The following is a 21729-nucleotide window of genomic DNA, read 5'->3' as shown; positions in this document are numbered from 1 at the left end:
GAGAGGGCGGTGAGGGAGAGGACGGCGCGGCTCAGGAGGCGGCGAACCGGTCGGTGGCCTCGATGAGGCGGTGCAGGATCCCCGGCTCGTCGTAGGCGTGGCCGGCGTCGTCCACCAGGTGGAACTCCGCCTCCGGCCACGCCCGGTGCAGATCCCAGGCGGTCGCCGGGGGAGTGCAGACGTCATAGCGGCCCTGCACGATCACCCCGGGGATGTGCCGGATCCGGTCCACGTCCCGCAGCAGCTGGTCCTCCTCGAAGAACCCCCCGTGGCGGAAGTAGTGGTTCTCGATCCGGGCGAAGGCCACCGCGTAGTCGGGCTCGCCGAAGTGCTCGACCAGGTCGGGGCGAGGGCGCAGGGTCAGCGCCGTCGCCTCCCACTGCGCCCAGGCGCGCGCGGCCTCCACCCGCACCTCGGGATCGGGCGACTCCAGCCGCCTCCCGAACGCGGCGATCAGGTCCTCGCGCTCGTCCTCGGGGATCGGCGCCACGTACCGCTCCCAGGCGTCCGGGAAGAGCAGCGAGGCGCCCTCCTGGTAGAACCAGTACAGCTCGAACGGCCGCAGCAGGAAGATCCCCCGCAGCACCAGCGCGGTGACCCGGTCGGGATGCCGCTGCGCGTAGGCCAGCGACAGCGCGCTGCCCCACGATCCGCCGAACACCAGCCACCGGTCGATGTCCAGGTGCTCGCGGAGCCGTTCCATGTCGTCGACCAGGTGCCAGGTGGTGTTGTGCTCCAGCGACACCGCGGGGTCGGCGGCGTGCGGCCGGCTGCGCCCGCAGTTGCGCTGGTCGAACAGCACGACCCGGTACCGCTCGGGGTCGAACTGCCGGCGGTGGTCGGCGGTGCAGCCGCCGCCGGGCCCGCCGTGCACCATCACCGCGGGGCGGCCATCGGGATTGCCGCAGACCTCCCAATAAATCTGGTTTCCGTCGCCGACGTCCAGCAGTCCGCTGTCATACGGCTCGATCGGTGGGTACAGCGTGCGCAGCTCCATGACCAGCGATTGTTCCACCGCCGCCGGGGCCGCCAGGCGGCGGTGCGCCGTGTTGACAACGCCTTGAGATCCTCGTTCTCAACCCCAAACAGGGCAAACGCTGTGCTGATCGGCACTAGAGTTCGTGGGGGAACGTTGTGGGGAGCCTCAGGGCGACGAACGCAGCAGACCACGAGCGAACCAAGAAGCAGGGTGAGCCGGCGAACGCGGCTCCGAGCCTCCAGGCGAGGGGACAAGTGAGCGATCTCAACGGATCGGGTCACCGGCCGGTCCAGGACGTGGGTTCGGCATGGCCGGTGCTGGGGCCCGACTCGGGACCGCAGCCCGTGGTGCCCACGGCGTCCGCGGCGGCCCAGCAGGGCTCCCGGAGCGCCGAGCAGCACGACGCCCAGCCCTGGGACATCGTCGAGCGGCTGCGGCAGATGGCCGACCTCATCGGGGACGCGCTGGCCGCCGGCGAGCGCAGGGTCGCCGAGGTCACCGGTGAGCTGGCCACGCTGCAGCAGGAGAAGGAGTCCGCGCAGCGCGACGCCGCCGCGGCCTGGGGCGAGGTGCAGCGTGCCCGCGGGCAGGCCGAGCAGGCCGAGTTGCGGGCGGCGGAGGCCGAGCGGCGGGCCGAGCAGGCGGAGCTGCGGGCGGCGGAGGCCGAGCGGCGGATGGCCGAGGCGGCCAATGAGGCCGCGGCGCAGATCGCGGCCTTGCAGGCGGAGCGGGAGTCGGCGCAGCGGGATGCGGCCGCCGCGTGGAACCAGGCTCAGCAGGCCCGTGCCCAGGCCGAGCAGACCGAGCGGCGGGCCGAGCAGGCCGAGTTGCGGGCGGCGGAGGCCGAGCGGCGGATGGCCGAGGCGGCCAATGAGGCCGCGGCGCAGATCGCGGCCTTGCAGGCGGAGCGGGAGTCGGCGCAGCGGGATGCGGCCGCCGCGTGGAACCAGGCTCAGCAGGCCCGTGCCCAGGCCGAGCAGACCGAGCGGCGGGCCGAGCAGGCCGAGTTGCGGGCGGCGGAGGCCGAGCGGCGGGCCGAGCAGGCGGAGCTGCGGGCGGCGGAGGCCGAGCGGCGGATGGCCGAGGCGGCCAATGAGGCCGCGGCGCAGATCGCGGCCTTGCAGGCGGAGCGGGAGTCGGCGCAGCGGGATGCGGCCGCCGCGTGGAACCAGGCTCAGCAGGCCCGTGCCCAGGCCGAGCAGGCCGAGCGGCTGGCCGCCGAGGCCGAGCAGCGCGCCGAGCAGGCCAACCAGGCCCGGGTCCAGGCCGAGCAGCGGGCGGCCGAGGCCGAGAACACCGCCCGCCAGGCGATGGCCCAGCGCGACTCCATGCGCGAGGCCCGCGACGAGGCGCACCGGGCGATGGAGGACGCGGTCGCCGCACGGCGCGGTGCGGAGTCCGAGCGGGACCGGATGGCCGAGCAGGCGGCCGAGCTGTCGCGGGCGCTGGAGACCGCCCATGCCGAGCTGGCCGCGGTGCGCGCCAAGCTCAACGAGGCCGAGATGACCGCCGCCAATCTGCAGCACGCCGTCGCCGCCGCGACCAAGGAGGCGGAGGCCGAACGGCGACGCGCCGCCGAGCTGGAGAACGAGCGTCAGCAGGCGCTGGAGGCGGCGAGGGCCGCCGAGAAGCAGCGCGAGGCGGCCCTGCAGGCGCAGGCCCGCGCCGATTCGGAGGCCACGCTGGCCCGTGGCCGCGCCGAGCAGGCCGGCCGGGAGCGCGACAACGCGGTCGCCGCGATGCGGAAGCTGGCCGCCGAGCGCGACGCGATCGCCGAGAAGCTGGCCGAGCGCGACCAGTGGGTGGACCAGCTGGCGCAGGCGGTCACCGAGCAGCGCACCGCGCTGGCGGAGATATCCCAGGAGCGCGACGCCGCCCGGACCGCCGCCGACCAGGCCCGCAACCTGATCGACGAGCTGACGCGGCAGCTGCGCACCATCATGCCCAACGCCGTGCCGCGGGTCTGAGCGGCCCGTCGGCGGACGGCTCCGGCGGCCGCCCGATGCCGGAGCCGTCGTGCGGCCCGCTCAGCGGCTTCGGTTTCGACGGCGCGGCGGAGGGGCTGCGTGCGTTTCGACGGCCGGGCCGGGCGCTCCGGGCCCGGCCGCGGCCACCTGCTGATATCCTGGTGGCCCGTGGACAGGGCGGTCGAGGGTCCGCCATGCGACGACCACGGGAGTGTCCTTTTTGCCTTCGGCAGCCACTGGTAGCCAGCGTCCTACCAAGCATCTCTTCGTCACCGGCGGTGTTGCCTCCAGCCTCGGCAAGGGACTGACGGCATCCAGCCTGGGCCGGCTTTTGACGCTGCGGGGCCTCAAGGTCACCATGCAAAAGCTGGACCCCTATCTCAACGTCGATCCCGGCACGATGAACCCCTTCCAGCACGGGGAGGTGTTCGTCACCAACGACGGCGCCGAGACCGACCTGGACATCGGGCACTACGAGCGGTTCCTGGACACCGATCTGCACGGGTCGGCCAACGTGACCACCGGCCAGGTGTACTCGGGCGTGATCGCCAAGGAGCGGCGCGGCGAGTACCTCGGCGACACCGTCCAGGTCATCCCGCACATCACCAACGAGATCAAGGACCGCATCCGCGGCATGGCCGAGCCCGGCGTGGACGTGGTGATCACCGAGGTGGGCGGGACCGTCGGGGACATCGAGTCGCTGCCGTTCCTGGAGGCGGTCCGCCAGATCCGGCACGAGATCGGCCGGGAGAACTGCTTCTTCCTGCACGTGTCGCTGCTGCCCTACATCGGGCCGTCCGGCGAGCTGAAGACCAAGCCCACCCAGCACTCGGTGGCCGCGCTGCGCAGCATCGGCATCCAGCCCGACGCGATCGTGTGCCGGTCGGACCGGCCGATCAGCGACGGGCTCAAGCAGAAGATCAGCCTGATGTGCGACGTGGACCGGGAGGCCGTGGTCTCGGCGGTGGACGCCGCCAGCATCTACGACATCCCCAAGGTGCTGCACGCCGAGGGCCTGGACGCCTATGTGGTGCGCCGGCTCGGCCTGCCGTTCCGCGACGTGGACTGGGGCACCTGGGACGAGCTGCTGCGCCGGGTGCACCGGCCGGCCCGCGAGGTCACCATCGCGCTGGTCGGCAAGTACATCGATCTGCCCGACGCCTATCTGTCGGTGACCGAGGCGCTGCGGCACGGCGGGTTCGACAACGACGCGCGCGTCAACATCCGCTGGGTCAAGAGCGACGAGTGCGCCACCCCCGAGGGCGCCCGGCGGATGCTGGACGGCGTGGACGGGGTGCTCGTCCCCGGCGGGTTCGGGGTGCGCGGCATCGAGGGCAAGATCGGCGCGGTCCGGTACGCCCGGGAGAACGGCATCCCGCTGCTGGGCATCTGCCTGGGCCTGCAGTGCATGGTGATCGAGGTCGCCCGGTCGCTGGCCGGGCTGACCGACGCCGGCAGCACCGAGTTCAGCGAGGACACCCTGCACCCGGTGGTCGCCACCATGGCCGACCAGCTCGACGTGGTGGCCGGCGACCGCGACATGGGCGGGACCATGCGGCTGGGCCTGTACCCGGCCGAGCTGGCCGAGGGATCGCTGGTCCGCGAACTGTACGGCGAGTCCCGGGTCAGCGAGCGGCACCGGCACCGCTACGAGGTCAACAACCTCTACCGCGAGCAGCTGGAGAAGGCCGGGCTGCGGTTCAGCGGGCTGTCCCCGGACGGGCGGCTGGTGGAGTACGTGGAGCTGCCCCGCGAGGTGCATCCGTTCTTCGTGGGCACCCAGGCGCATCCGGAGTTCCGGTCCCGCCCGACCCGTCCGCACCCGCTGTTCACGGGTCTGATCGCGGCGGCCATCGAGTACGCCACCGCCCGCCGCGGCGCCGACGCGGTCGCCGCCTCATGAGCGCTCCGCCCGATCGGGTCGAGGAGGTCTGCGATCGGCCCGAGCGCTGGGAGGTCGTGGACAGCGCCGAGGCGTTCCGCGGCCGGATCGTGGGGGTCCGCGTCGACCGGGTGAGGATGCGCGGCGCCGCCGGCCCGGAGGTCGTCGCCCGGGAGGTGGTCACCCACCCGGGGTCGGTCGGCGTCGTCGCGATCGACGCCGACGACCGGGTGCTGATGATCCGCCAGTACCGGCACCCGGTCGGGCGGCTGCTGTGGGAGGTGCCCGCGGGGCTGCGCGACGTGCCCGGCGAGGCGCTGCGCGACCTGGCCGCGCGGGAGCTGCTGGAGGAGGCCGGGTACCGGGCCGAGCGCTGGCACACCCTGGTCGACGTGTTCCCCTCGCCCGGCATGGCCGATGAGCGGATCCGGGTGTTCCTCGCCCGCGGCCTGACCGAGGTGCCGCCCGAGGAGATCGACTTCGAGCGGGTGCACGAGGAGGCCGACATGCCGGTGGCGTGGGTGCCGCTGGAGGAGGCCGTGGCCAAGGTGCTGGGCGGGGAGATCCACAACGCGTTGGCGGTGAACGGGATCCTGGCCGCCTGGGCCGCCCGGGCGCGCGGGTGGAGCGGGCTGCGTCCCCCCGACGCGCCGGAGGAGTGACGTTCGCCGCGTACCGGTCGCGCACCCGGCATGATGGGCGGGTCCGACATCGGCGGGTACGAGCGGGACGGGAGTGCCGAACGTGGCGGCGGAGGTCACGTTGCACACGGCCGTGCACGGCTATCTGACGCATCTGGCCGCCGAACGCGGGCTGGCCGCCAACACGCTGCGCTCCTACCGGCATGACCTGAGCCGGTACGTGCACATGCTGGACGCCCGGGGCCGGCACGCCATCAGCGAGGTCACCGAGGCCGATGTGCTGGACTTCCTGGCGACGCTGCGCGAGGGCGGGCCGGACCGGCCGCCGTTGTCGGCGCGTTCGACGGCCCGCGCGGCGGCGGCGATCCGCGGGCTGCACCGGTTCGCCGCGCAGCGCGGGCTTGCCCCCGCCGATCCCGCCGCCGGGGTGCGGGCGCCCGCCGCGCCGCGCCACGCCCCCAGGGCGATCTCGGTCGCCGAGGTGGAGCGGCTGCTGGCCGCCGTCGCCTCCGACGACGCCCCGCGCGGGCTGCGGGACCGGGCGCTGCTGGAGCTGCTGTACGCCTCGGGGACGCGGATCTCCGAGGCGGTCGGGCTGGACGTCGGCGACGTCGATCTGGGCGTCGGGTCGGTCCGGGTCGCCGGGCCGGGCGGCCGGGTCCGGCTGGTGCCGCTCGGCGCGCCCGCCCGCGGGGCCGTGCGGGACTATCTGCGGCACGCCCGCCCGCGGCTGGCGCGGGACGGCGCGGGCGGCCCGGCGCTGTTCCTGAACGCCCGCGGCGGGAGGCTGTCCCGGCAGGGGGCGTGGATGGTGCTGCGGGCCGCCGCCGAACGGGCTCGGCTGGCCGGGGTGTCCCCGCACACGCTGCGGCACTCGTTCGCCGCCCATCTGCTGGACGCCGGCGCCGACGTCCGGCTCGTGCGGCGACTGCTCGGGCACGCCGGCGGGACGGAGTGCGATCGGCTGCCGTGCGAGGTGCGCGACGCGTACGCCGAAGCCCATCCCCGGGCCGGGATCTGACCCGGCCCGGTCGTCGGGGTCACCGCGCGTCGGCTTGAGAGCATGGCGACGGGCCCCTAAAGTCCCCGTTTTGGACGGTAACCAGGCCCCGGGAAGGTTCGAAAGCCGTGACCAGTACGCCAGAGGCCGCCGAGACCGAGATCCCGGCAGCCCTGACCGACCCCCGCCAGGCGATCGGGCCGACGGGGCGGCCCCTGCCCGAGTTCCCCGAGCCCGAGCCGCTGACCGAGCACGGGCCAGCGCGCATCGTGTCGATCTGCAACCAGAAGGGCGGCGTCGGCAAGACCACCACCACCATCAATCTGGGTGCGGCGCTGGCCGAGCTCGGCCGCCGGGTGCTGTTGGTCGATTTCGACCCGCAGGGCGCCCTGTCGGTGGGCCTGGGCAAGGGTGACCCCCGCCAGCTCGACCTGACGGTGCACAACCTCCTGCTGGAGAACAACGTCTCCTGGGAGGAGATCGTCATCGACACCGGCGTGGAGGGCATGGACCTGCTGCCCAGCAACATCGACCTGTCGGGCGCGGAGGTCCAGCTCGTCCACGAGGTCGGACGCGAGTACATCCTCGCCCAGGCGCTCAAGCCGGCGGTTCCCGAGTACGACTGCATCCTGATCGACTGCCAGCCGTCGCTGGGCCTGCTCACGGTGAACGCGCTGGCCGCCAGCCACGGCGTGCTGGTGCCGCTGGAGTGCGAGTACTTCGCCATGCGCGGCGTCGCGCTGCTGATGGAGACGATCGAGAAGGTGCAGTCCCGGATCAACCCGGAACTGCAGATCGACGGCGTGCTCGGCACCATGTACGACTCGCGGACCCTGCACACCCGGGAGGTGCTGCAGCGGATCGTGCAGGCGTTCGGCGACCGGGTGTTCCACACCGTGATCAACCGGACGGTCCGGTTCCCCGACGCGACCGTGGCCGGCGAGCCGATCACCTACTTCGACCCCTCCTCGATGGGCGCCAACGCCTATCGCGAGCTGGCCAAGGAGGTCCTGGCGAGGTGGAGCCAGGCCGGCTGAGCACGGACGGGGCCGGCTGCGGATGCCGGGGCATCGGCCCGATTCCGTTACGGTCTTACGTGTGAAGCACGCCGCCGCCTCCGACACCGGCGACCCGCGGGCCGCCGCACCGCAGGCGGACACCGCGGAGACCGGGCAGTCGCAGGGCTTCCAGGTCCACCTGGACAACTTCGAGGGGCCCTTCGACCTGTTGCTGGCGCTGATCTCCAAGCACAAGCTCGACATCACCGAGGTGTCGCTGCACAAGGTCACCGACGAGTTCATCGCCTACATCAGGTCTCGGGGCCAGGACTGGGAGCTGGACCAGGCCAGCCACTTCCTCCTGGTGGCGGCCACGCTGCTGGACCTGAAGGCGGCCCGGCTGCTGCCCTCCGGCGAGGTCGACGACGAGGAGGATCTGGCCCTGCTGGAGGCCCGCGACCTGCTGTTCGTCCGGCTGCTGCAGTATCGGGCCTACAAGGAGGTCGCCAAGGTCCTCGCCGAGCGGATGGAGGCCGAGTCCCGCCGGTTCCCCCGCGCGGTGCCGCTGGAGCCGCGGTTCGCGACCAAGCTGCCGGAGGTGTTCCTGGGGCTCGGCCCGGTCGAGTTCGCCCGGCTGGCCGCCAAGGCGCTGACGCCCAAGGGGCCGCCGCCGGGGGTGTCGGTCGAGCACATGTACACCCCGAAGGCCAGCGTCGCCGAACAGGCCGCCATCGTGGTCGCCGCCCTGCGGCGGCTGCGGCGGGCCACGTTCCGGACGCTGACCGCCGACGCCCGGGGCACCTTCGAGGTCGTGGCGCGGTTCCTTGCGCTGCTGGAGCTGTACCGGGAGAAGGCGGTGACGTTCGAGCAGGCCGAGCCGATGGCGGAGCTGCACGTCATCTGGACCGGCGACGACGAGGGCGAGGTGACGGTGGTCGACGACTACGAGGGTGCCCGGGAGCCGAGCGGCGACCGGCCCGACGACCCTGAGGACGAGGAACGGTCATGACCGCGACGAGGGGAGAGCGGACGCCTGAGGAAGGCGCGCGACCGGACCTGCGGGCCGCTCTCGAGGCGATCTTGATGGTGGTGGACGAGCCGGTGACCGAGGTCGCCTTGGCGCAGGTCCTGGAGCGCCCCCGTCAGGAGGTGGCCGCGACGCTGCGGGAGCTGTCGGCGGAATACACCGCCCAGGGCCGCGGGTTCGATCTGCGGGAGGTCGCCGGCGGCTGGCGCTTTTACACCCGCCCCGAATGCGCGCCGGCGGTGGAGCGCTTCGTCACCGACGGGCAGCAGGCCAGGCTGACCACCGCGGCGCTGGAGACCCTCGCGGTGGTGGCCTACCGGCAGCCGGTCAGCCGGGCGAAGGTGTCGGCCATCCGGGGGGTCAACAGCGACGGCGTGATGCGCACCCTCACCCTGCGGGGCCTGATCGAGGAGGCCGGACAGGACCCGGAGACCAACGCCCACCTGTACCGGACCACCACGTACTTTCTGGAGCGGCTGGGCATCAACAGCCTGGACGAGCTGCCCGACCTGGCCCCGTTCCTCCCCGACGACGTACCCGACGACATTCTCGAGGATGACCGCACGTGAGCACCGACACTCGTGACGAAGGTGTACGCCTGCAGAAGGCCCTGGCCGACGCGGGAGTGGGCAGCCGCAGGCACTGCGAGCGGCTCATCGCCGAGGGCAGGGTCACCGTCGACGGCGAAGTGGTGTCCTGGTTCGGCGCCCGGATCGATCCGGCCAAGTCCGTCATCCACGTCGACGGCCTGCGGGTGGAGACCCGCCCGGAGATGCGCTACTACGCCGTCAACAAGCCGCGCGGCGTGGTGTCCACCATGTCCGACGAACGCGGCCGCAAGTCCCTGGCCGACTTCGTGGACGTGCCAGAGCGGCTGTTCCACGTGGGCCGGCTGGACATCGACACCGAGGGGCTGATACTCCTCACCAACGACGGCGAACTGGCGCACCGGCTCACCCACCCCAGTTACGGGGTGCAGAAGGTGTACCTGGCCGAGATCCACGGGCCGGTCAAGCGGGACCTGGGCAGGCGGCTGCGCGCCGGCATCCCGCTGCCGGACGGGCCGGCCCGCGCCGACCGGTTCCGGTTGGTCGAGCAGGTCGGCCGGCGGGCGCTGGTGGAGGTGACGCTGCACGAGGGGCGCAAGCACATCGTGCGGCGAATGCTCAAGGAGGCCGGACACCCGGTGCAGCGGCTGGCCCGCATCCAGTTCGGCCCGATCAAGCTGGGGCGCCTGAAGCCCGGCGTGGTGCGCGCGCTGACCATGAAGGAGATCGGCGAGCTGTACAAGGCGGTCGGGCTCTGACGCCCGGGGCCGACGCACGGCAGGAAGGACGACGAACAGTGGCGGTACGGGCGATCCGAGGGGCCACCCAGGTGGACGCCGACGAGCGGGATCTGATCTTGGAGGCGACCACCGAGCTGGTCTCGGAGGTGATGCGGCGCAACGAGCTGACCACCGACGATGTGATCAGCGTCATCTTCACGCTCACCCCCGACCTGACCGCGGAGTTCCCCGCCTTGGCCGCCCGCAAGCTGGGGTTCCACGAGGTGCCCCTGCTGTGCGCCAGCGAGCTGAACGTGCCGCACGCCATGCCCCGGGTGATCCGGCTGATGGCCCACGTCGAGACCGACAAGCCCCGCTCGGCGATCCAGCACGTCTACCTGCGCGGCGCCACCGCCCTGCGGCTGGACATCGCCCAGTGAGCACCGGTCGCTAGGCTGGGCGGATGGCGCAGGAGCAGGTGATACGGCGGATCGTCGTCATCGGGACGGGACTGATCGGCGCGTCCGTCGCGCTGGCGATGCGCGAGCAGGGCGCCGAGGTGCTGCTGTCGGACCGGGACGGCTCCGCGCTGGAGCTGGCGGTCCGGCTGGGCGCCGGCGCGGCGCTGCCGCCGGAGGGGCCCGGCGAGCCCGCCGACCTCGCCGTGCTGGCGGTGCCGCCCGCCGCGGTGGCGCCGGTGCTGCTGGACGCCCAGAAACGCGGGCTGGCCCGCGTCTACACCGACGTGGCCAGCGTCAAGGCCCTGCCGCTGGCGGCGGCGGCCGAGCTGGGCTGCGACCTGACGACGTTCGTGGCGGCCCATCCGCTGGCCGGCAGCGAGCGGTCCGGGCCCGCCGCCGCCCGCGCCGACCTGTTCCTGGGCCGCACCTGGGCGGTGTGCCCGGCGGCGGAGACCGATCCGGCGGCCGTGGCGCTGGTGGAGGAGCTGGTCCGCTCCTGCGGCGCCGTCCCGCTGCGGGTGGAGGCCGCCGAGCACGACCGGGCGGTGGCGCTGGTCTCGCACGCCCCGCACGTGGTGTCGGCGGCGGTGGCGGCACGGCTGCGCGAGGCCGACGAGGTCGCGTTGGGCCTCGCCGGGCAGGGCGTCCGCGACGTCACCCGGATCGCCGCCGGGGATCCCCGGCTGTGGGTGGGGATCCTGGCCGCCAACGCCCGGCCGGTCGCCGACGTGCTGGAGGAGGTCGCCACCGATCTGGCGCTGGCCGCCGCACTGCTGCGGGACGGCGGCGAGAGCGCCATGGAGCACGTGCGGGACCTGCTGTCGCGGGGCAACGCCGGCCGCGCCCGGATCCCCGGCAAGCACGGCGGACGCCAGTCCCGGTACGCGGTCGTCCCGGTGCTCGTCCAGGACCGGCCGGGCGAGCTGGCGCTGCTGTTCCAGGCGGCCGGGGTCGCCGGGGTCAACATCGAGGACGTGACGATCGAGCACTCGCCGGGCAAGCCGGTCGGCGTGGTGGAGCTGTCGGTGGAGCCGGCGGCGGCCGGGCGACTGGCCGAGGAGCTGCGCGCCCGGGGCTGGTCCGTCCCCGGCTGATCTCCGGGAGCGGTAGCCTGGCACGCCGGGGCCGGGCGCGGCCGCGGGCCGCGCATCCCCTGTTCTCCGTCGGCACCCGTTCCTCGGGACCTGGGAAGGAAGCCACCGTGTCGCTCGTGATCGCCATCGACGGACCGTCCGGGTCGGGCAAGTCCAGCGCGTCCAAGGGCGTGGCCCGCAGGCTCGGGCTGCGGTACCTGGACACCGGCGCCATGTACCGGGCCGTGACGTGGTGGATGCTGACCCAGGGGGTCCCGGTGGAGGACGCCGAGGCGGTCGCCGCGCGGGCGGGGGAGCCGGTGCTGGAGTGCGGCACCGATCCGGACGCGCCGACGATCGCGGTGAACGGCGTCGACGTGTCGGGGCCGATCCGCACTCGCGAGGTCACCAACGCCGTCAGCGCGGTCAGCGCGGTGCCCGCGGTCCGCGAGCGGCTGGTGGCGCTGCAGCGGGAGATCATCGGCGACGGGGGCATCGTGGTGGAGGGGCGCGACATCGGCACGGTGGTGGCGCCCGACGCCCCCGTCAAGATCTTCCTGACCGCCAGCGAGGAGGCCCGGGCCCGGCGCCGCGCCCGGGATCTGGCCCACGACCCGGCGGCGACGGTGGAGCTGACCCAGGCCGAGCAGGCCCGCCGGGACCGGCTGGACTCCACCCGCACGACGTCCCCGCTGACCAAGGCGGAGGACGCGGTAGAGATCGACTCCACGAGCCTGAGCCTGCCCGAGGTCATCGAGGCCGTCGTGCGGCTGGCCAAGGAGAGCACCGCCGCGGGGTGACCGCGGGCGGCCGCAGGCTCCGAGCAGGTCGTCCGCGGAGCGCGTGGCACGGCAGGACGACCACGGAACCGGAGTAGCACGTGAGCGAGTACGACGTCGCCGAGAGCGCGCAGTTCGACAGCGCCGCCGACGAGCGGACCCCGCCGGTGGTGGCCGTGGTGGGCCGTCCCAACGTGGGCAAGTCCACCCTGGTCAACCGGATCCTGGGGCGCCGTGAGGCGGTCGTGGAGGACGTTCCCGGGGTGACCCGGGACCGGGTCGCCTACGACGCCGAGTGGAGCGGCTGGCGGCTGACGGTCGTGGACACCGGCGGCTGGCTGCCGGACGCCTCCGGCCTGGCCGCGTCCATCGCCGAGCAGGCCCGGATGGCGGTGGACCTGGCCGACGTGGTGCTGTTCGTGGTGGACGCCACCGTCGGCGCCACCGATGTGGACGAGGCGGTGGTCGACATCCTGCGCCGCTCCGGCAAGCCGGTGCTGCTGGTGGCCAACAAGGTCGACGACGCCGCCACCGAGCTGGAGGCGGCCGCGCTGTGGTCGCTGGGCATCGGGGAACCGCACCCGGTCAGCGCCCTGCACGGCCGCGGCAGCGGCGACCTGCTGGACGCGGTGCTGGAGGCGCTGCCCGAGCCGCCGCCGCCCGTGCGGCTCGCCGAGGGCGGTCCGCGTCGGGTGGCGCTGCTGGGCCGCCCCAACGTGGGCAAGTCCAGCCTGCTCAACAAGCTGGCCCGCGAGGACCGGGTGGTGGTCGACGACGTGGCCGGCACCACCCGCGACCCGGTCGACGAGTTGATCGAGCTGGGCGGACGGCCCTGGCGGTTCATCGACACCGCCGGGATCCGGCGACGCTATCGGGAGAACCAGGGCGCCGACTTCTACGCCACCCTGCGCACCCAGTCGGCCCTGGAGCGCGCCGAGGTGGCGGTGGTGCTGATCGACGCCAGCCAGCCGCTGGCCGAGCAGGACCTGCGGATCATCTCCATGGTGATCGAGGCCGGCCGGGCGCTGGTGCTGGCCTACAACAAGTGGGATCTGGTCGACGAGGAACGCCGCCGCTACCTGGAGCGGGAGATCGAGCGGCAGCTGCACAACGCCCGCTGGGCGCCGCGGGTCAACATCTCGGCGCGCACCGGCCGGCATGTGGACAAGCTGGTGCCGGCGCTGGACACGGCGCTGGAGGGGTGGGGGCATCGGGTGCCCACCGCCAAGCTCAACCAGTTCTTCGCCGAGCTGGTGGCCGCGCATCCGCACCCGGTCCGCGGCGGCAGGCAGCCGCGGGTGCTGTTCGCCACCCAGGCGGGAGTCCGGCCGCCCCGGTTCGTGCTGTTCACCACCGGGTTCCTGGAGGAGGGCTACCGGCGGTTCATCGAGCGGCGGCTGCGCGAGGAGTTCGGCTTCCCCGGCACCCCCATCGAGATCGGCATGCGGATCCGCGGCAAGCGAGGCGAGAAGACGCGGCGCGGCAGGAAGTGACGTCCGCCGGCTTCCTCGGCGGCGCGGTCCCGCCTATCGTGGCGAACGAGAACATGTTCTCGTTCCTCGTCCGGGAGGGCACGTGCGGACCCTGCTGCTCGTCCTCGCCGCGATCGCCCTGGTGATCGGCGGCTTCGTCGGGGACAGGCCGTGGATGTGGGGCCTGGGGCTGCTGGTGGGCCTGGGGGCGCTGCTGGGCGACGGGGATCCGGTCCAGGCCCGGTACGCCGAGCGGGACGCCGAGACGCCCTACACCGTCCGCCGGATGCGCAACGGGGACCTGTGACCTCCCTCCCCGCCCGACGACGGAGATCCCCCTCCGTTCGGGACGAGGGCCGGCGCGCGGCGGGCCCGCCTCCCCGGGCCCGCCCCGACGGAGCGGCGCGCGTTCCCGCCGGAGCGCCCCGACACGGCCCCGAACACGCCCACGACCCCTGCATGGCGCCGAGAACGTCCTTGAGCGTCCTTTCCCGGGCCGAGGCGGCCTCTCCCGGATCGCCGGCCCGCTCTCCGCGGGCGTCACGGGCCCGTCGCGACGGAGGCCGGGCCGCCGTCGGCGCACCCGGGACCCGGCGCTCCGGTCGCTCTCATCCGGGAGCGGGGCGCTCCACCCCGATGCGGACTCGACGGTCCCGGCGAGGTCGCCGACCGTCGCGGCGGCGGCGTCGGGACGGTGCGCCGGGGAGCGCCGGGCACGGGAGGTCCGCCCCGCCCGACCCCGCCGATCAGTCCCGTGTCGTCCTCGCCTCGTCCCGTGCCGATCTCCCGAGGGCCCGGCGGGCCGGCGGCCGCCGTGACCGCGGCCCGCCGCATCACGGCCGCCCCCGGCGGACTTCAGCGGACGATGACTCGCAGATGCGAGCCGAAGAGCGGAAGAAAACGCGCAGATTCCGGCCATGGGTCGGCATTGGCCTTGCATCGGCGAGGTGTTACCGTTCTCCGGGTGGAGACGTTCCGGATCAGCGAGGCGGCCGGGCTGCTGGGGGTCAGCGCCGACACGGTGCGCCGCTGGATCGACACCGGCCGGCTCCCCGCCCGCCGCGACGAGCACGGTCACCGCCGCATCGCCGGGGCCGACCTCGCCGCCTTCGTGCGCGAGCAGGCGGGGGAGAGCAGGCCTCGGGGGCGGTTCTCCTCGGCCCGCAACCGGATGCGCGGCATCGTCACCGATGTCGTCCGCGACACGGTGATGGCCCGGGTGGAGATCCAGGCCGGGCCGCATCGGCTGGTGTCGCTGATGAGCCGGGAGGCCGCCGACGAGCTGGATCTGCGGGTCGGGGTGGTCGCCGAGGCCGTGGTCAAGTCCACCAACGTCGTCGTGGAGCTGCCCGGGCATGAGTGACCGCGTGTTCGGCAAGACCGCCCGGGCCGCCGTGGCGCTCGCGTCGGCCCTCGCCGCGGCCGGCTGCGGCGGTGCGGGCGGCGCGACCGTGACGGTGTTCGCCGCCGCGTCGCTGACCGAATCGTTCACCGAGCTGGGCCGCGTCTTCGAACGCTCCCATCCCGGCGTCAAGGTGCGGTTCTCCTTCGCCGGCAGCTCCGCTCTGGCCCGTCAGATCGTCGACGGCGCACCCGCGGACGTGTTCGCCGCCGCCGACCACAGCGCCATGCAGGCCGTCACCGATGCCCGGCGCACCGCCGCCGCCCCCCGGATCTTCGCCCGCAACCGGCTCGTGATCGCGACCGCGCCGGGCGATCCGGGCGGGGTGCGTTCGCTGCGCGATCTGGCCGATCGAAGGGTCACGGTGGTGCTGTGCGCGGCCCAGGTGCCCTGCGGCGCCGCCGCCCGCGAGGCGCTGCGCGCCGCCGGTGTCCAGGTCGCTCCGGCCTCCGAGGAGCAGGACGTCAAGGCGGTGCTGACCAAGGTGCGGATGGGGGAGGCCGACGCCGGGCTGGTCTACCGCACCGACGTGCGGGCCGCGGGCGGGCGGGTCCGGGGCATCGACTTCCCCGAGGCCGCCCACGCCGTCAACGACTACCCGATCGCGCCGCTGACCGGGGCCTCCGAGCCCCGGCACGCCCGGGCCTTCGTGTCCCTGGTGACCTCCGCCCGGGGCCGCGCTGCGCTCGCCGAGCGGGGGTTCGACCTGCCGTGACCCGGGGTCGGGTGCCGTGGCCGCTGGTGATCCCGGCGGCGCTCGGGCTGGCGTTCCTGGTGCTGCCGCCGGCCGGGCTGGTGCTGCGCGCCCCCTGGTCCACGCTCGGCGCCCGGCTGGCCGAGCCGCAGGTGCTGGCGGCGCTGCGGCTGTCGCTGGTGACCGCCACGCTGGCGACCGGGCTGTGCCTGCTGCTGGGCGTTCCGCTGGCGTGGGCGTTGGCCCGGGGCGGCTTTCGCGGGCGGAACCTGGTGCGGGCGCTGGTCACGGTGCCGCTGGTGCTGCCGCCGGTGGTGGGCGGGGTGGCGCTGCTGACGGTGCTGGGCCGCAACGGGATCGTCGGGCGGTGGCTGGAGGCGGCGTTCGGCGTCACGCTGCCGTTCAGCACGGCCGGGGTGGTGCTGGCGGAGGCGTTCGTGGCGATGCCGTTCCTGGTGATCAGCGTGGAGGGGGCGCTGCGCGGGGTGGACCCGCGTTATGAGGAGGCCGCCGCGACGCTGGGCGCGTCCCGCTGGACGATCTTCCGGAGGGTGACCCTGCCGATGGTCGCCCCGGGCGTGGCGGCGGGCGCGATCTTGTGCTGGGCCCGGGCGCTGGGGGAGTTCGGCGCGACGATCACGTTCGCGGGCAACTTCCCGGGACGCACCCAGACCATGCCGCTGGCGGTCTACCTGGCCTTGGAGACCGACCCGCAGGCCGCGATCGTGCTGAGCCTGGTGCTGCTGGCGGTCTGCACGGCGATCCTGGCGCTGCTGCGGGATCGGTGGGTGAGCGGCCCGTGACCGCCGGTCTGCAGGCCCGCCTGGTGGTGCGCCGCGGCGAGTTCGTCTTGGACCTGTCGTTGGAGGCCGCCGCGGGGGAGGTGGTGGCGCTGCTCGGGCCCAACGGCGCGGGCAAGACCACCGCGCTGCGGGCCCTGGCCGGGCTCGTCCCGCTCGCCGAGGGGCATGTCCGGCTCGACGGCGAGCCGGTGCACCGCCTGGCGGTCGAGCGGCGCCCGGTCGGCGTGGTGTTCCAGGACTATCTGCTGTTCCCGCACATGACCGCCCTCGACAACGTGGCGTTCGGCCCCCGCTGCCGGGGCGTGCCCCGGCGCCGGGCGCGCCGGCGGGCGGCCGAGTGGCTGCGGCGGGTCGGCCTGGAGGGGCATGAGGACCGCAGGCCGCGGGAGCTGTCGGGCGGGCAGGCCCAGCGGGTGGCGCTGGCCCGGGCGCTGGCCGTCGAGCCCCGGCTGCTGCTGCTGGATGAGCCGCTGGCCGCGCTGGACGCGCACACCCGGTCGCAGATCCGCTCCGGGCTGCGGCGGCATCTGGCCGACTTCGCCGGGGTGGCGATCGTGGTCACCCATGATCCGCTCGATGCGATGGCGCTGGCCGACCGGCTCGTGGTGGTGGAACGCGGCCGGCTGGTCCAGCAGGGGCCGCCCGCCGAGGTCGCCCGGCGTCCGCGCAGCGACTACGTGGCCCGTCTGGTGGGGGTGAACCTCTGTCGCGGACGGGCGGAGGGACGTCTGATCGCCCTGCACGGCTCGCCGGTCCGGTTGGAGACCGACCGGCCCGTGCAGGGGGAGGTGTTCGCGGCGTTCGCCCCCTCGTCCGTGGCGTTGTGCGCCGAACGTCCCGAGGGCGGCCCGCACGGCCGGTGGCGGGCCCGGGTGGAGGCCGTCGAGCGGCACGGGGACCGCATCCGGGTGGAGCTGGGCGGCCCGCTGCAGGCGTCCGCCGACGTCGCCCCCGCCGCGGTGGCCGAGCTCGGGCTGGTCGAGGGGAACGAGGTCTGGGCGAGGGTCGAGGCCGCGGAGGTCCGCGCCTACCCCGTCTGAGATCACACAGTTTGTGTGATTAGTCCGAGTCGTCCCGGGCACGTTCCAGATGAGTGACATCAGTCACAAACGGCTCCCGGGGCGGTAAAAACGGCTCGGATTGGTCCAGACCAAATGGAAAACATGTGCCGTTTTGTTCATCATGCAAAGATCCTGCGAACAGCATAAGGAGTTGCCCGTGTCCCGACAGGTACCCGGCCTCGATCAGGCCCCCACCAGTCACGCCGAGCTGGTCGACTGGGTGCGCCAGATCGCCGAGCTCACCAAGCCCGACCGGGTCGAGTGGTGTGATGGCTCGGAGGAGGAATGGAAGCGGTTGACCGACCTCCTCGTCGAGCAGGGCACCTTCAAACGCCTGAATCCCGACAAACGGCCGAACAGCTTCTACGCCGCCTCCGACCCCAGCGACGTCGCCCGCGTCGAGGACCGTACGTTCATCTGCTCCGAGCGGGAGGAGGACGCCGGCCCCACCAACAACTGGATCGCGCCGGCGGAGATGCGGGCCACCTTCGACAAGCTGTTCGACGGCTGCATGCGGGGCCGCACCATGTACGTGGTGCCGTTCTGCATGGGCCCGCTGGGCGGTGAGATCTCCCAGCTCGGCGTCGAGATCACCGACTCGGCCTATGTCGCGGTGTCGATGCGGATCATGACCCGCATGGGCACCCCGGCGCTGCGGCTCATCGAGGAGCGCGGCTCGTTCGTCAAGTGCGTCCACTCGGTCGGCGCCCCGCTGGAGCCCGGCCAGAAGGACGTGCCGTGGCCGTGCAACTCCACCAAGTACATCTCGCACTTCCCCGAGACCCGGGAGATCTGGTCTTACGGGTCCGGGTACGGCGGCAACGCGCTGCTGGGCAAGAAGTGTTACGCGCTGCGGATCGCCTCGACCATGGCCCGCGACGAGGGCTGGCTGGCCGAGCACATGCTGATCCTCAAGCTGACCCCGCCCGCCGGCGAGCCGCGTTACGTGGCGGCCGCGTTCCCGTCCGCCTGCGGCAAGACCAACCTGGCCATGCTGCAGCCGACCATCCCCGGGTGGAAGGTCGAGACCATCGGCGACGACATCGCCTGGATGCGGTTCGGGGAGGACGGCCGGCTGTACGCGATCAACCCCGAGGCCGGCTTCTTCGGCGTCGCCCCCGGCACCGGCGAGTCCACCAACGCCAACGCCATCAAGACCCTGTGGGGCAACAGCATCTTCACCAACGTCGCGCTCACCGACGACGGCGACGTGTGGTGGGAGGGGCTGACCGACGAGCCGCCCGCGCACCTGATCGACTGGCGGGGCAACGACTGGACGCCGGACTCCGGCACTCCGGCCGCCCACCCCAACGCCCGCTTCACCACTCCGGCCGGCCAGTGCCCGACCATCGCGCCCGAGTGGGAGGACCCCAAGGGCGTGCCGATCTCGGCCATCCTGTTCGGCGGTCGTCGCGCCACCGCCGTGCCGCTGGTGACCGAGTCCTTCGACTGGCAGCACGGGGTGTTCCTGGGCGCCAACGTGGCCTCGGAGAAGACCGCCGCCGCCGAGGGCAAGGTCGGCGAGCTGCGTCGCGACCCGTTCGCCATGCTGCCGTTCTGCGGCTACAACATGGGCGACTACTTCGGCCACTGGATCAAGATCGGCAAGCAGGCCGACCCGGAGAAGCTGCCGCGGATCTACTACGTCAACTGGTTCCGCAAGGACGACGAGGGCCGCTTCCTGTGGCCGGGCTTCGGTGAGAACAGCCGGGTCCTCAAGTGGATCGTGGAGCGGTTGAACGGGCAGGCCGACGCGGTCAAGACCCCGATCGGCCACGTGCCGACCAAGGACTCGCTGGACACCGAGGGACTGGACATCCCCGAGGCCGACCTGGACGTCCTGCTGTCGGTCGACGCCGAGGTGTGGCGGCAGGAGGCCGACCTCATCGCCGAGCACTTCAAGACCTTCGGCGACCACCTGCCCAAGGAGCTGTGGGAGGAGCACCGCGCCCTGGTGAACCGCCTCGGCTGAGCCGGACGCGGAGCCCGACGTCGGCCTGACGCGGGCCGGACGAACGGCCTCGGGCGCGCCGCGCTCCCCGCGGGGAGCGCGGCGCGCCCGTGCGAGCGTCCCGGGGCTCAGGGCGTCCGCGTCGCCTCCCGCCGGACCAGGCCGGGCTCGTCCGGCTCGATCCCCCAGGTGTAGATCCGGCGGGGATGGATGCGGATCAACTCCGTGCTCATGCCCGGCCGCGGCGGCTTCTGCCCGGTCAGCGCCTCGGCCTCGCCGCGGATCTCCATGCCGCGCACCCGCCAGGGGTCGGTGGAGACCAGTTCGTCGATCACCAGCGCGACCTGGGGGTTGCGCTGCACGTTGCGGAACTTGCGGGTGGACCCCAGCGCGCGGCCGCCGATGTCGAACGTCCCGGTCTCGGGGTTGTGGAAGAATCCGACCGGATTGTTCTGCGGCGCTCCGTCGCCGTCCACGGTGGCCAGCCGGCCGATCCGCTGGGTCTTGAGGAAGGCGCGTTCGTGCTCGGTGAGCTCCATGCCTCGATCCTCAGACCTCAACCATGGTTGAGGTCAAGTTAGAGTGAAGGCATGACGAAGTCCGCCCGTTCCGAGCTCACCGTGGGTCAGCTGGCCCGGCGCAGCGGAGTCGCCGTGTCCGCGCTGCACTTCTACGAGTCCAAAGGCCTGATCCGCAGCCGCCGCACGGCCGGCAACCAGCGCCGTTTCACCCGCGACACGCTGCGCCGAGTGGCGTTCATCCGGGTGTCCCAGCGGGTCGGGATTCCGCTCGCGGAGATCCGCGAGGCGCTGGCCCGGCTGCCGGAGGAGCGCACCCCCACCGTGGAGGACTGGGCGGCGCTGTCGGAGGCCTGGCGGCGCAAGCTCGATGAACGCATCACCCAGCTTCAGCGGCTGCGCGACCACCTGACCGACTGCATCGGCTGCGGCTGCCTGTCGCTGAGCGCCTGCGCCCTGGCCAACCCCGACGACCGGCTCGCCGAGGAGGGGCCGGGCCCGCACCGCCTGCTGGTCCGCTCCGCGGAGGAGCCCGCGAAGGGGGTCGCGAAGAAGCCCGCCGGGGAGCCCGCCGCGGAGGGGTGCCTCGGATCGGCCGCCGGATGACGCCCGCGGCGCCGGAGCCCTCGGGGCGGCCCGCTCCCGGCGGGCGCCCGGGACCGCGCCGCGGTCCCGGCCCGTGCGCCGCCGCCCGTTCCGGGGGACGCCGGGTCCCATCCGACGAGGGCGCCGCCCGTCAGCGGTGGTCCGCCAGGACGGCGTGGTGGTCGACGCCGTCGGCGGGCCGCGGATCGGTGTGCACGAGCGCGCCGTGCAGCCGGGGCAGGGCGTGCAGCAGGGCGTGCTCGGCGGCCACCGCCACCGCATGGGCCTCGACCGCGGTGGCCCGATGGTCCACGACCACCTCGCACTCGGCGCGCAGCCGATGCCCCAGCCAGCGGAGCCGGACCGCTCCCACCTCCAGCACCCCCGGCGTCCCGCGCAGCGCCTCCTCCGCCCGGTCCACCAGGGCCGGGTCGACGGCGTCCAGCAACCGGCCGCAGACCTCCCGGCCCGCCTGCCGCAGCACCGCGGCGATCGCCGCCGTGATCACCAGCCCGACCACCGGATCCGCCCACCGCCAGCCGACCGCGACCCCGGCGGCGCCCGCCAGGACGGCCAGCGAGGTGAACCCGTCGGCGCGGGCGTGCAGCCCGTCGGCGACCAGCGCCGCCGACCCGATCCGGCGGCCCACCCGGATCCGGTACCGGGCGACGACCTCGTTCCCGACGAACCCCGCCAGCGCCGCCCCGGCCACCGCCGGCAGATGATCCACCGGCGCCGGCTCCAGCAGCCGGCGGACCGCCGTCCAGCCCGCCGCCGCGCACGACAGCCCGATCATCACGGTGATCAGCACCCCCGCCAGGTCCTCGGCGCGTCCGTACCCGTAGGTGAAGCGGCGCGACGGCGGGCGGCGCGCCAGCCAGAACGCGACCCCCAGCGGGACGGCGGTCAGCGCGTCGGCTCCGTTGTGCAGGGTGTCCCCCAGCAGCGCCGCCGAGCCCGACACCGCGACCACCACGGCCTGGAGCAGCATGGTGAGCCCCAGCCCGGCGACGGAGATCCACAGCGCCCGCATGCCCTCGGCGGCCGACTCCATCTGCCGGTCCACCCGGTGCCCGGGCCCGTGGGAGTGCCCGTGGACGTGCGGCCGCAGCAGACGGGCGATCCGCCCGTGCCCGTGGCGGTGATGTCCCATGGCGCCAGGATGACGC

22 protein-coding genes are annotated in these 21729 nt (G+C 73.7%); 19 read left to right on the top strand and 3 right to left on the bottom strand.

Annotation, left to right across the window (positions count from 1 at the left end):
* Window positions 1-31: 31 nt before the first annotated feature.
* On the bottom strand, window positions 32-991 hold the full coding sequence (gene pip / locus EIO00_RS07510) for a prolyl aminopeptidase (RefSeq protein WP_140176597.1): 960 nt from the start codon (window positions 989-991) through the stop codon (window positions 32-34).
* Window positions 992-1275: 284 nt separating this feature from the next.
* Here pip and EIO00_RS24130 point away from each other — a divergent pair, with 284 nt between their 5' ends.
* The 18 genes from EIO00_RS24130 (at window position 1276) to EIO00_RS07420 (ending at window position 19478) form a co-directional block, all read left to right on the top strand.
* Entirely contained in the window at window positions 1276-2946 is a 1671-nt protein-coding gene (locus EIO00_RS24130) for a hypothetical protein (protein ID WP_161602673.1), read from the top strand.
* 220 nt (window positions 2947-3166) lie between these two features.
* Window positions 3167-4849 (top strand): CTP synthase, encoded by a 1683-nt coding sequence (locus tag EIO00_RS07500; protein ID WP_140176524.1) that lies wholly within the window; start codon window positions 3167-3169, stop codon window positions 4847-4849.
* Window positions 4846-5490 carry an NUDIX domain-containing protein gene (locus EIO00_RS07495; RefSeq protein WP_140176522.1) on the top strand — a complete coding sequence of 215 codons (645 nt, stop codon included), beginning with the start codon at window positions 4846-4848 and terminating at the stop codon, window positions 5488-5490. The genes EIO00_RS07500 and EIO00_RS07495 overlap by 4 nt, the downstream gene beginning before the upstream one ends.
* Window positions 5491-5572: 82 nt before the next feature.
* Complete coding sequence (locus EIO00_RS07490) at window positions 5573-6490, top strand: tyrosine recombinase (RefSeq protein ID WP_140176520.1); 918 nt, start codon at window positions 5573-5575, stop codon at window positions 6488-6490.
* A 152-nt stretch (window positions 6491-6642) separates the two neighbouring features.
* On the top strand, window positions 6643-7506 hold the full coding sequence (locus EIO00_RS07485; RefSeq protein WP_140176595.1) for a ParA family protein: 864 nt from the start codon (window positions 6643-6645) through the stop codon (window positions 7504-7506).
* A gap of 61 nt (window positions 7507-7567) precedes the next feature.
* Window positions 7568-8476, top strand: coding sequence for a segregation and condensation protein A (locus tag EIO00_RS07480; RefSeq protein WP_241661194.1), 909 nt, complete (start codon window positions 7568-7570; stop codon window positions 8474-8476).
* Window positions 8473-9063, top strand: coding sequence for an SMC-Scp complex subunit ScpB (gene scpB, locus EIO00_RS07475; RefSeq protein ID WP_140176516.1), 591 nt, complete (start codon window positions 8473-8475; stop codon window positions 9061-9063). The genes EIO00_RS07480 and scpB overlap by 4 nt, the downstream gene beginning before the upstream one ends.
* Window positions 9060-9800 (top strand): pseudouridine synthase, encoded by a 741-nt coding sequence (locus EIO00_RS07470; protein ID WP_140176514.1) that lies wholly within the window; start codon window positions 9060-9062, stop codon window positions 9798-9800. Before scpB ends, EIO00_RS07470 begins: the two co-directional genes overlap by 4 nt.
* A gap of 38 nt (window positions 9801-9838) precedes the next feature.
* Window positions 9839-10201: a chorismate mutase gene (aroH, locus tag EIO00_RS07465; RefSeq protein ID WP_140176513.1), complete on the top strand. Its 363-nt coding sequence runs from the start codon at window positions 9839-9841 to the stop codon at window positions 10199-10201.
* A 23-nt stretch (window positions 10202-10224) separates the two neighbouring features.
* Window positions 10225-11316 (top strand): prephenate dehydrogenase, encoded by a 1092-nt coding sequence (locus EIO00_RS07460; protein ID WP_140176511.1) that lies wholly within the window; start codon window positions 10225-10227, stop codon window positions 11314-11316.
* 107 nt (window positions 11317-11423) lie between these two features.
* Window positions 11424-12095 (top strand): (d)CMP kinase, encoded by a 672-nt coding sequence (gene cmk, locus EIO00_RS07455; protein WP_140176509.1) that lies wholly within the window; start codon window positions 11424-11426, stop codon window positions 12093-12095.
* Window positions 12096-12175: 80 nt separating this feature from the next.
* Window positions 12176-13567, top strand: coding sequence for a ribosome biogenesis GTPase Der (der, locus tag EIO00_RS07450; RefSeq protein WP_140176507.1), 1392 nt, complete (start codon window positions 12176-12178; stop codon window positions 13565-13567).
* Window positions 13568-13649: 82 nt separating this feature from the next.
* Window positions 13650-13853 carry a hypothetical protein gene (locus EIO00_RS07445; protein WP_140176505.1) on the top strand — a complete coding sequence of 68 codons (204 nt, stop codon included), beginning with the start codon at window positions 13650-13652 and terminating at the stop codon, window positions 13851-13853.
* A gap of 657 nt (window positions 13854-14510) precedes the next feature.
* On the top strand, window positions 14511-14909 hold the full coding sequence (locus EIO00_RS07440; protein WP_140176503.1) for a TOBE domain-containing protein: 399 nt from the start codon (window positions 14511-14513) through the stop codon (window positions 14907-14909).
* Window positions 14902-15663, top strand: a complete 762-nt coding sequence (modA, locus tag EIO00_RS07435) for a molybdate ABC transporter substrate-binding protein (protein ID WP_140176501.1) — start codon at window positions 14902-14904, stop codon at window positions 15661-15663. Before EIO00_RS07440 ends, modA begins: the two co-directional genes overlap by 8 nt.
* Entirely contained in the window at window positions 15660-16445 is a 786-nt protein-coding gene (locus tag EIO00_RS07430) for an ABC transporter permease (protein WP_140176499.1), read from the top strand. The genes modA and EIO00_RS07430 overlap by 4 nt, the downstream gene beginning before the upstream one ends.
* Window positions 16442-17485, top strand: a complete 1044-nt coding sequence (locus EIO00_RS07425) for an ABC transporter ATP-binding protein (protein WP_338325912.1) — start codon at window positions 16442-16444, stop codon at window positions 17483-17485. The genes EIO00_RS07430 and EIO00_RS07425 overlap by 4 nt, the downstream gene beginning before the upstream one ends.
* A gap of 178 nt (window positions 17486-17663) precedes the next feature.
* Entirely contained in the window at window positions 17664-19478 is a 1815-nt protein-coding gene (locus EIO00_RS07420; protein ID WP_140176497.1) for a phosphoenolpyruvate carboxykinase (GTP), read from the top strand.
* A 107-nt stretch (window positions 19479-19585) separates the two neighbouring features.
* Here EIO00_RS07420 and EIO00_RS07415 read toward each other — a convergent pair whose 3' ends face one another.
* On the bottom strand, window positions 19586-19996 hold the full coding sequence (locus tag EIO00_RS07415; protein WP_140176495.1) for a PPOX class F420-dependent oxidoreductase: 411 nt from the start codon (window positions 19994-19996) through the stop codon (window positions 19586-19588).
* A 51-nt stretch (window positions 19997-20047) separates the two neighbouring features.
* Between EIO00_RS07415 and soxR the strand changes: the two genes are divergently transcribed.
* The gene (gene soxR / locus EIO00_RS07410; protein WP_140176493.1) at window positions 20048-20581 is read left to right on the top strand and encodes a redox-sensitive transcriptional activator SoxR; all 534 of its coding nucleotides are present in this window, start codon (window positions 20048-20050) and stop codon (window positions 20579-20581) included.
* A 130-nt stretch (window positions 20582-20711) separates the two neighbouring features.
* Here the strand turns inward: soxR and EIO00_RS07405 are convergent, their stop codons facing one another.
* Entirely contained in the window at window positions 20712-21713 is a 1002-nt protein-coding gene (locus tag EIO00_RS07405) for a cation diffusion facilitator family transporter (protein WP_140176491.1), read from the bottom strand.
* Window positions 21714-21729 lie beyond the last annotated feature (16 nt).

Source organism: Thermomonospora catenispora, assembly GCF_006363815.1.
In the GTDB taxonomy this organism is placed as follows: Bacteria; Actinomycetota; Actinomycetes; order Streptosporangiales; family Streptosporangiaceae; genus Thermomonospora; species Thermomonospora catenispora.
Note: the sequence above shows the minus strand (reverse complement) of the source record. Positions and strands in the feature narration are given on the sequence as shown.

Coding starts and splice junctions, on each gene's coding strand:
- EIO00_RS07495 (WP_140176522.1), top strand. CDS start 4,846: ATGAGCGCTCCGCCCGATCGGGTCGAGGAGGTCTGCGATCGGCCCGAG.
- modA (WP_140176501.1), top strand. CDS start 14,902: ATGAGTGACCGCGTGTTCGGCAAGACCGCCCGGGCCGCCGTGGCGCTC.
- EIO00_RS07405 (WP_140176491.1), bottom strand. CDS start 21,713: ATGGGACATCACCGCCACGGGCACGGGCGGATCGCCCGTCTGCTGCGG.
- scpB (WP_140176516.1), top strand. CDS start 8,473: ATGACCGCGACGAGGGGAGAGCGGACGCCTGAGGAAGGCGCGCGACCG.
- EIO00_RS07415 (WP_140176495.1), bottom strand. CDS start 19,996: ATGGAGCTCACCGAGCACGAACGCGCCTTCCTCAAGACCCAGCGGATC.
- EIO00_RS07460 (WP_140176511.1), top strand. CDS start 10,225: ATGGCGCAGGAGCAGGTGATACGGCGGATCGTCGTCATCGGGACGGGA.
- soxR (WP_140176493.1), top strand. CDS start 20,048: ATGACGAAGTCCGCCCGTTCCGAGCTCACCGTGGGTCAGCTGGCCCGG.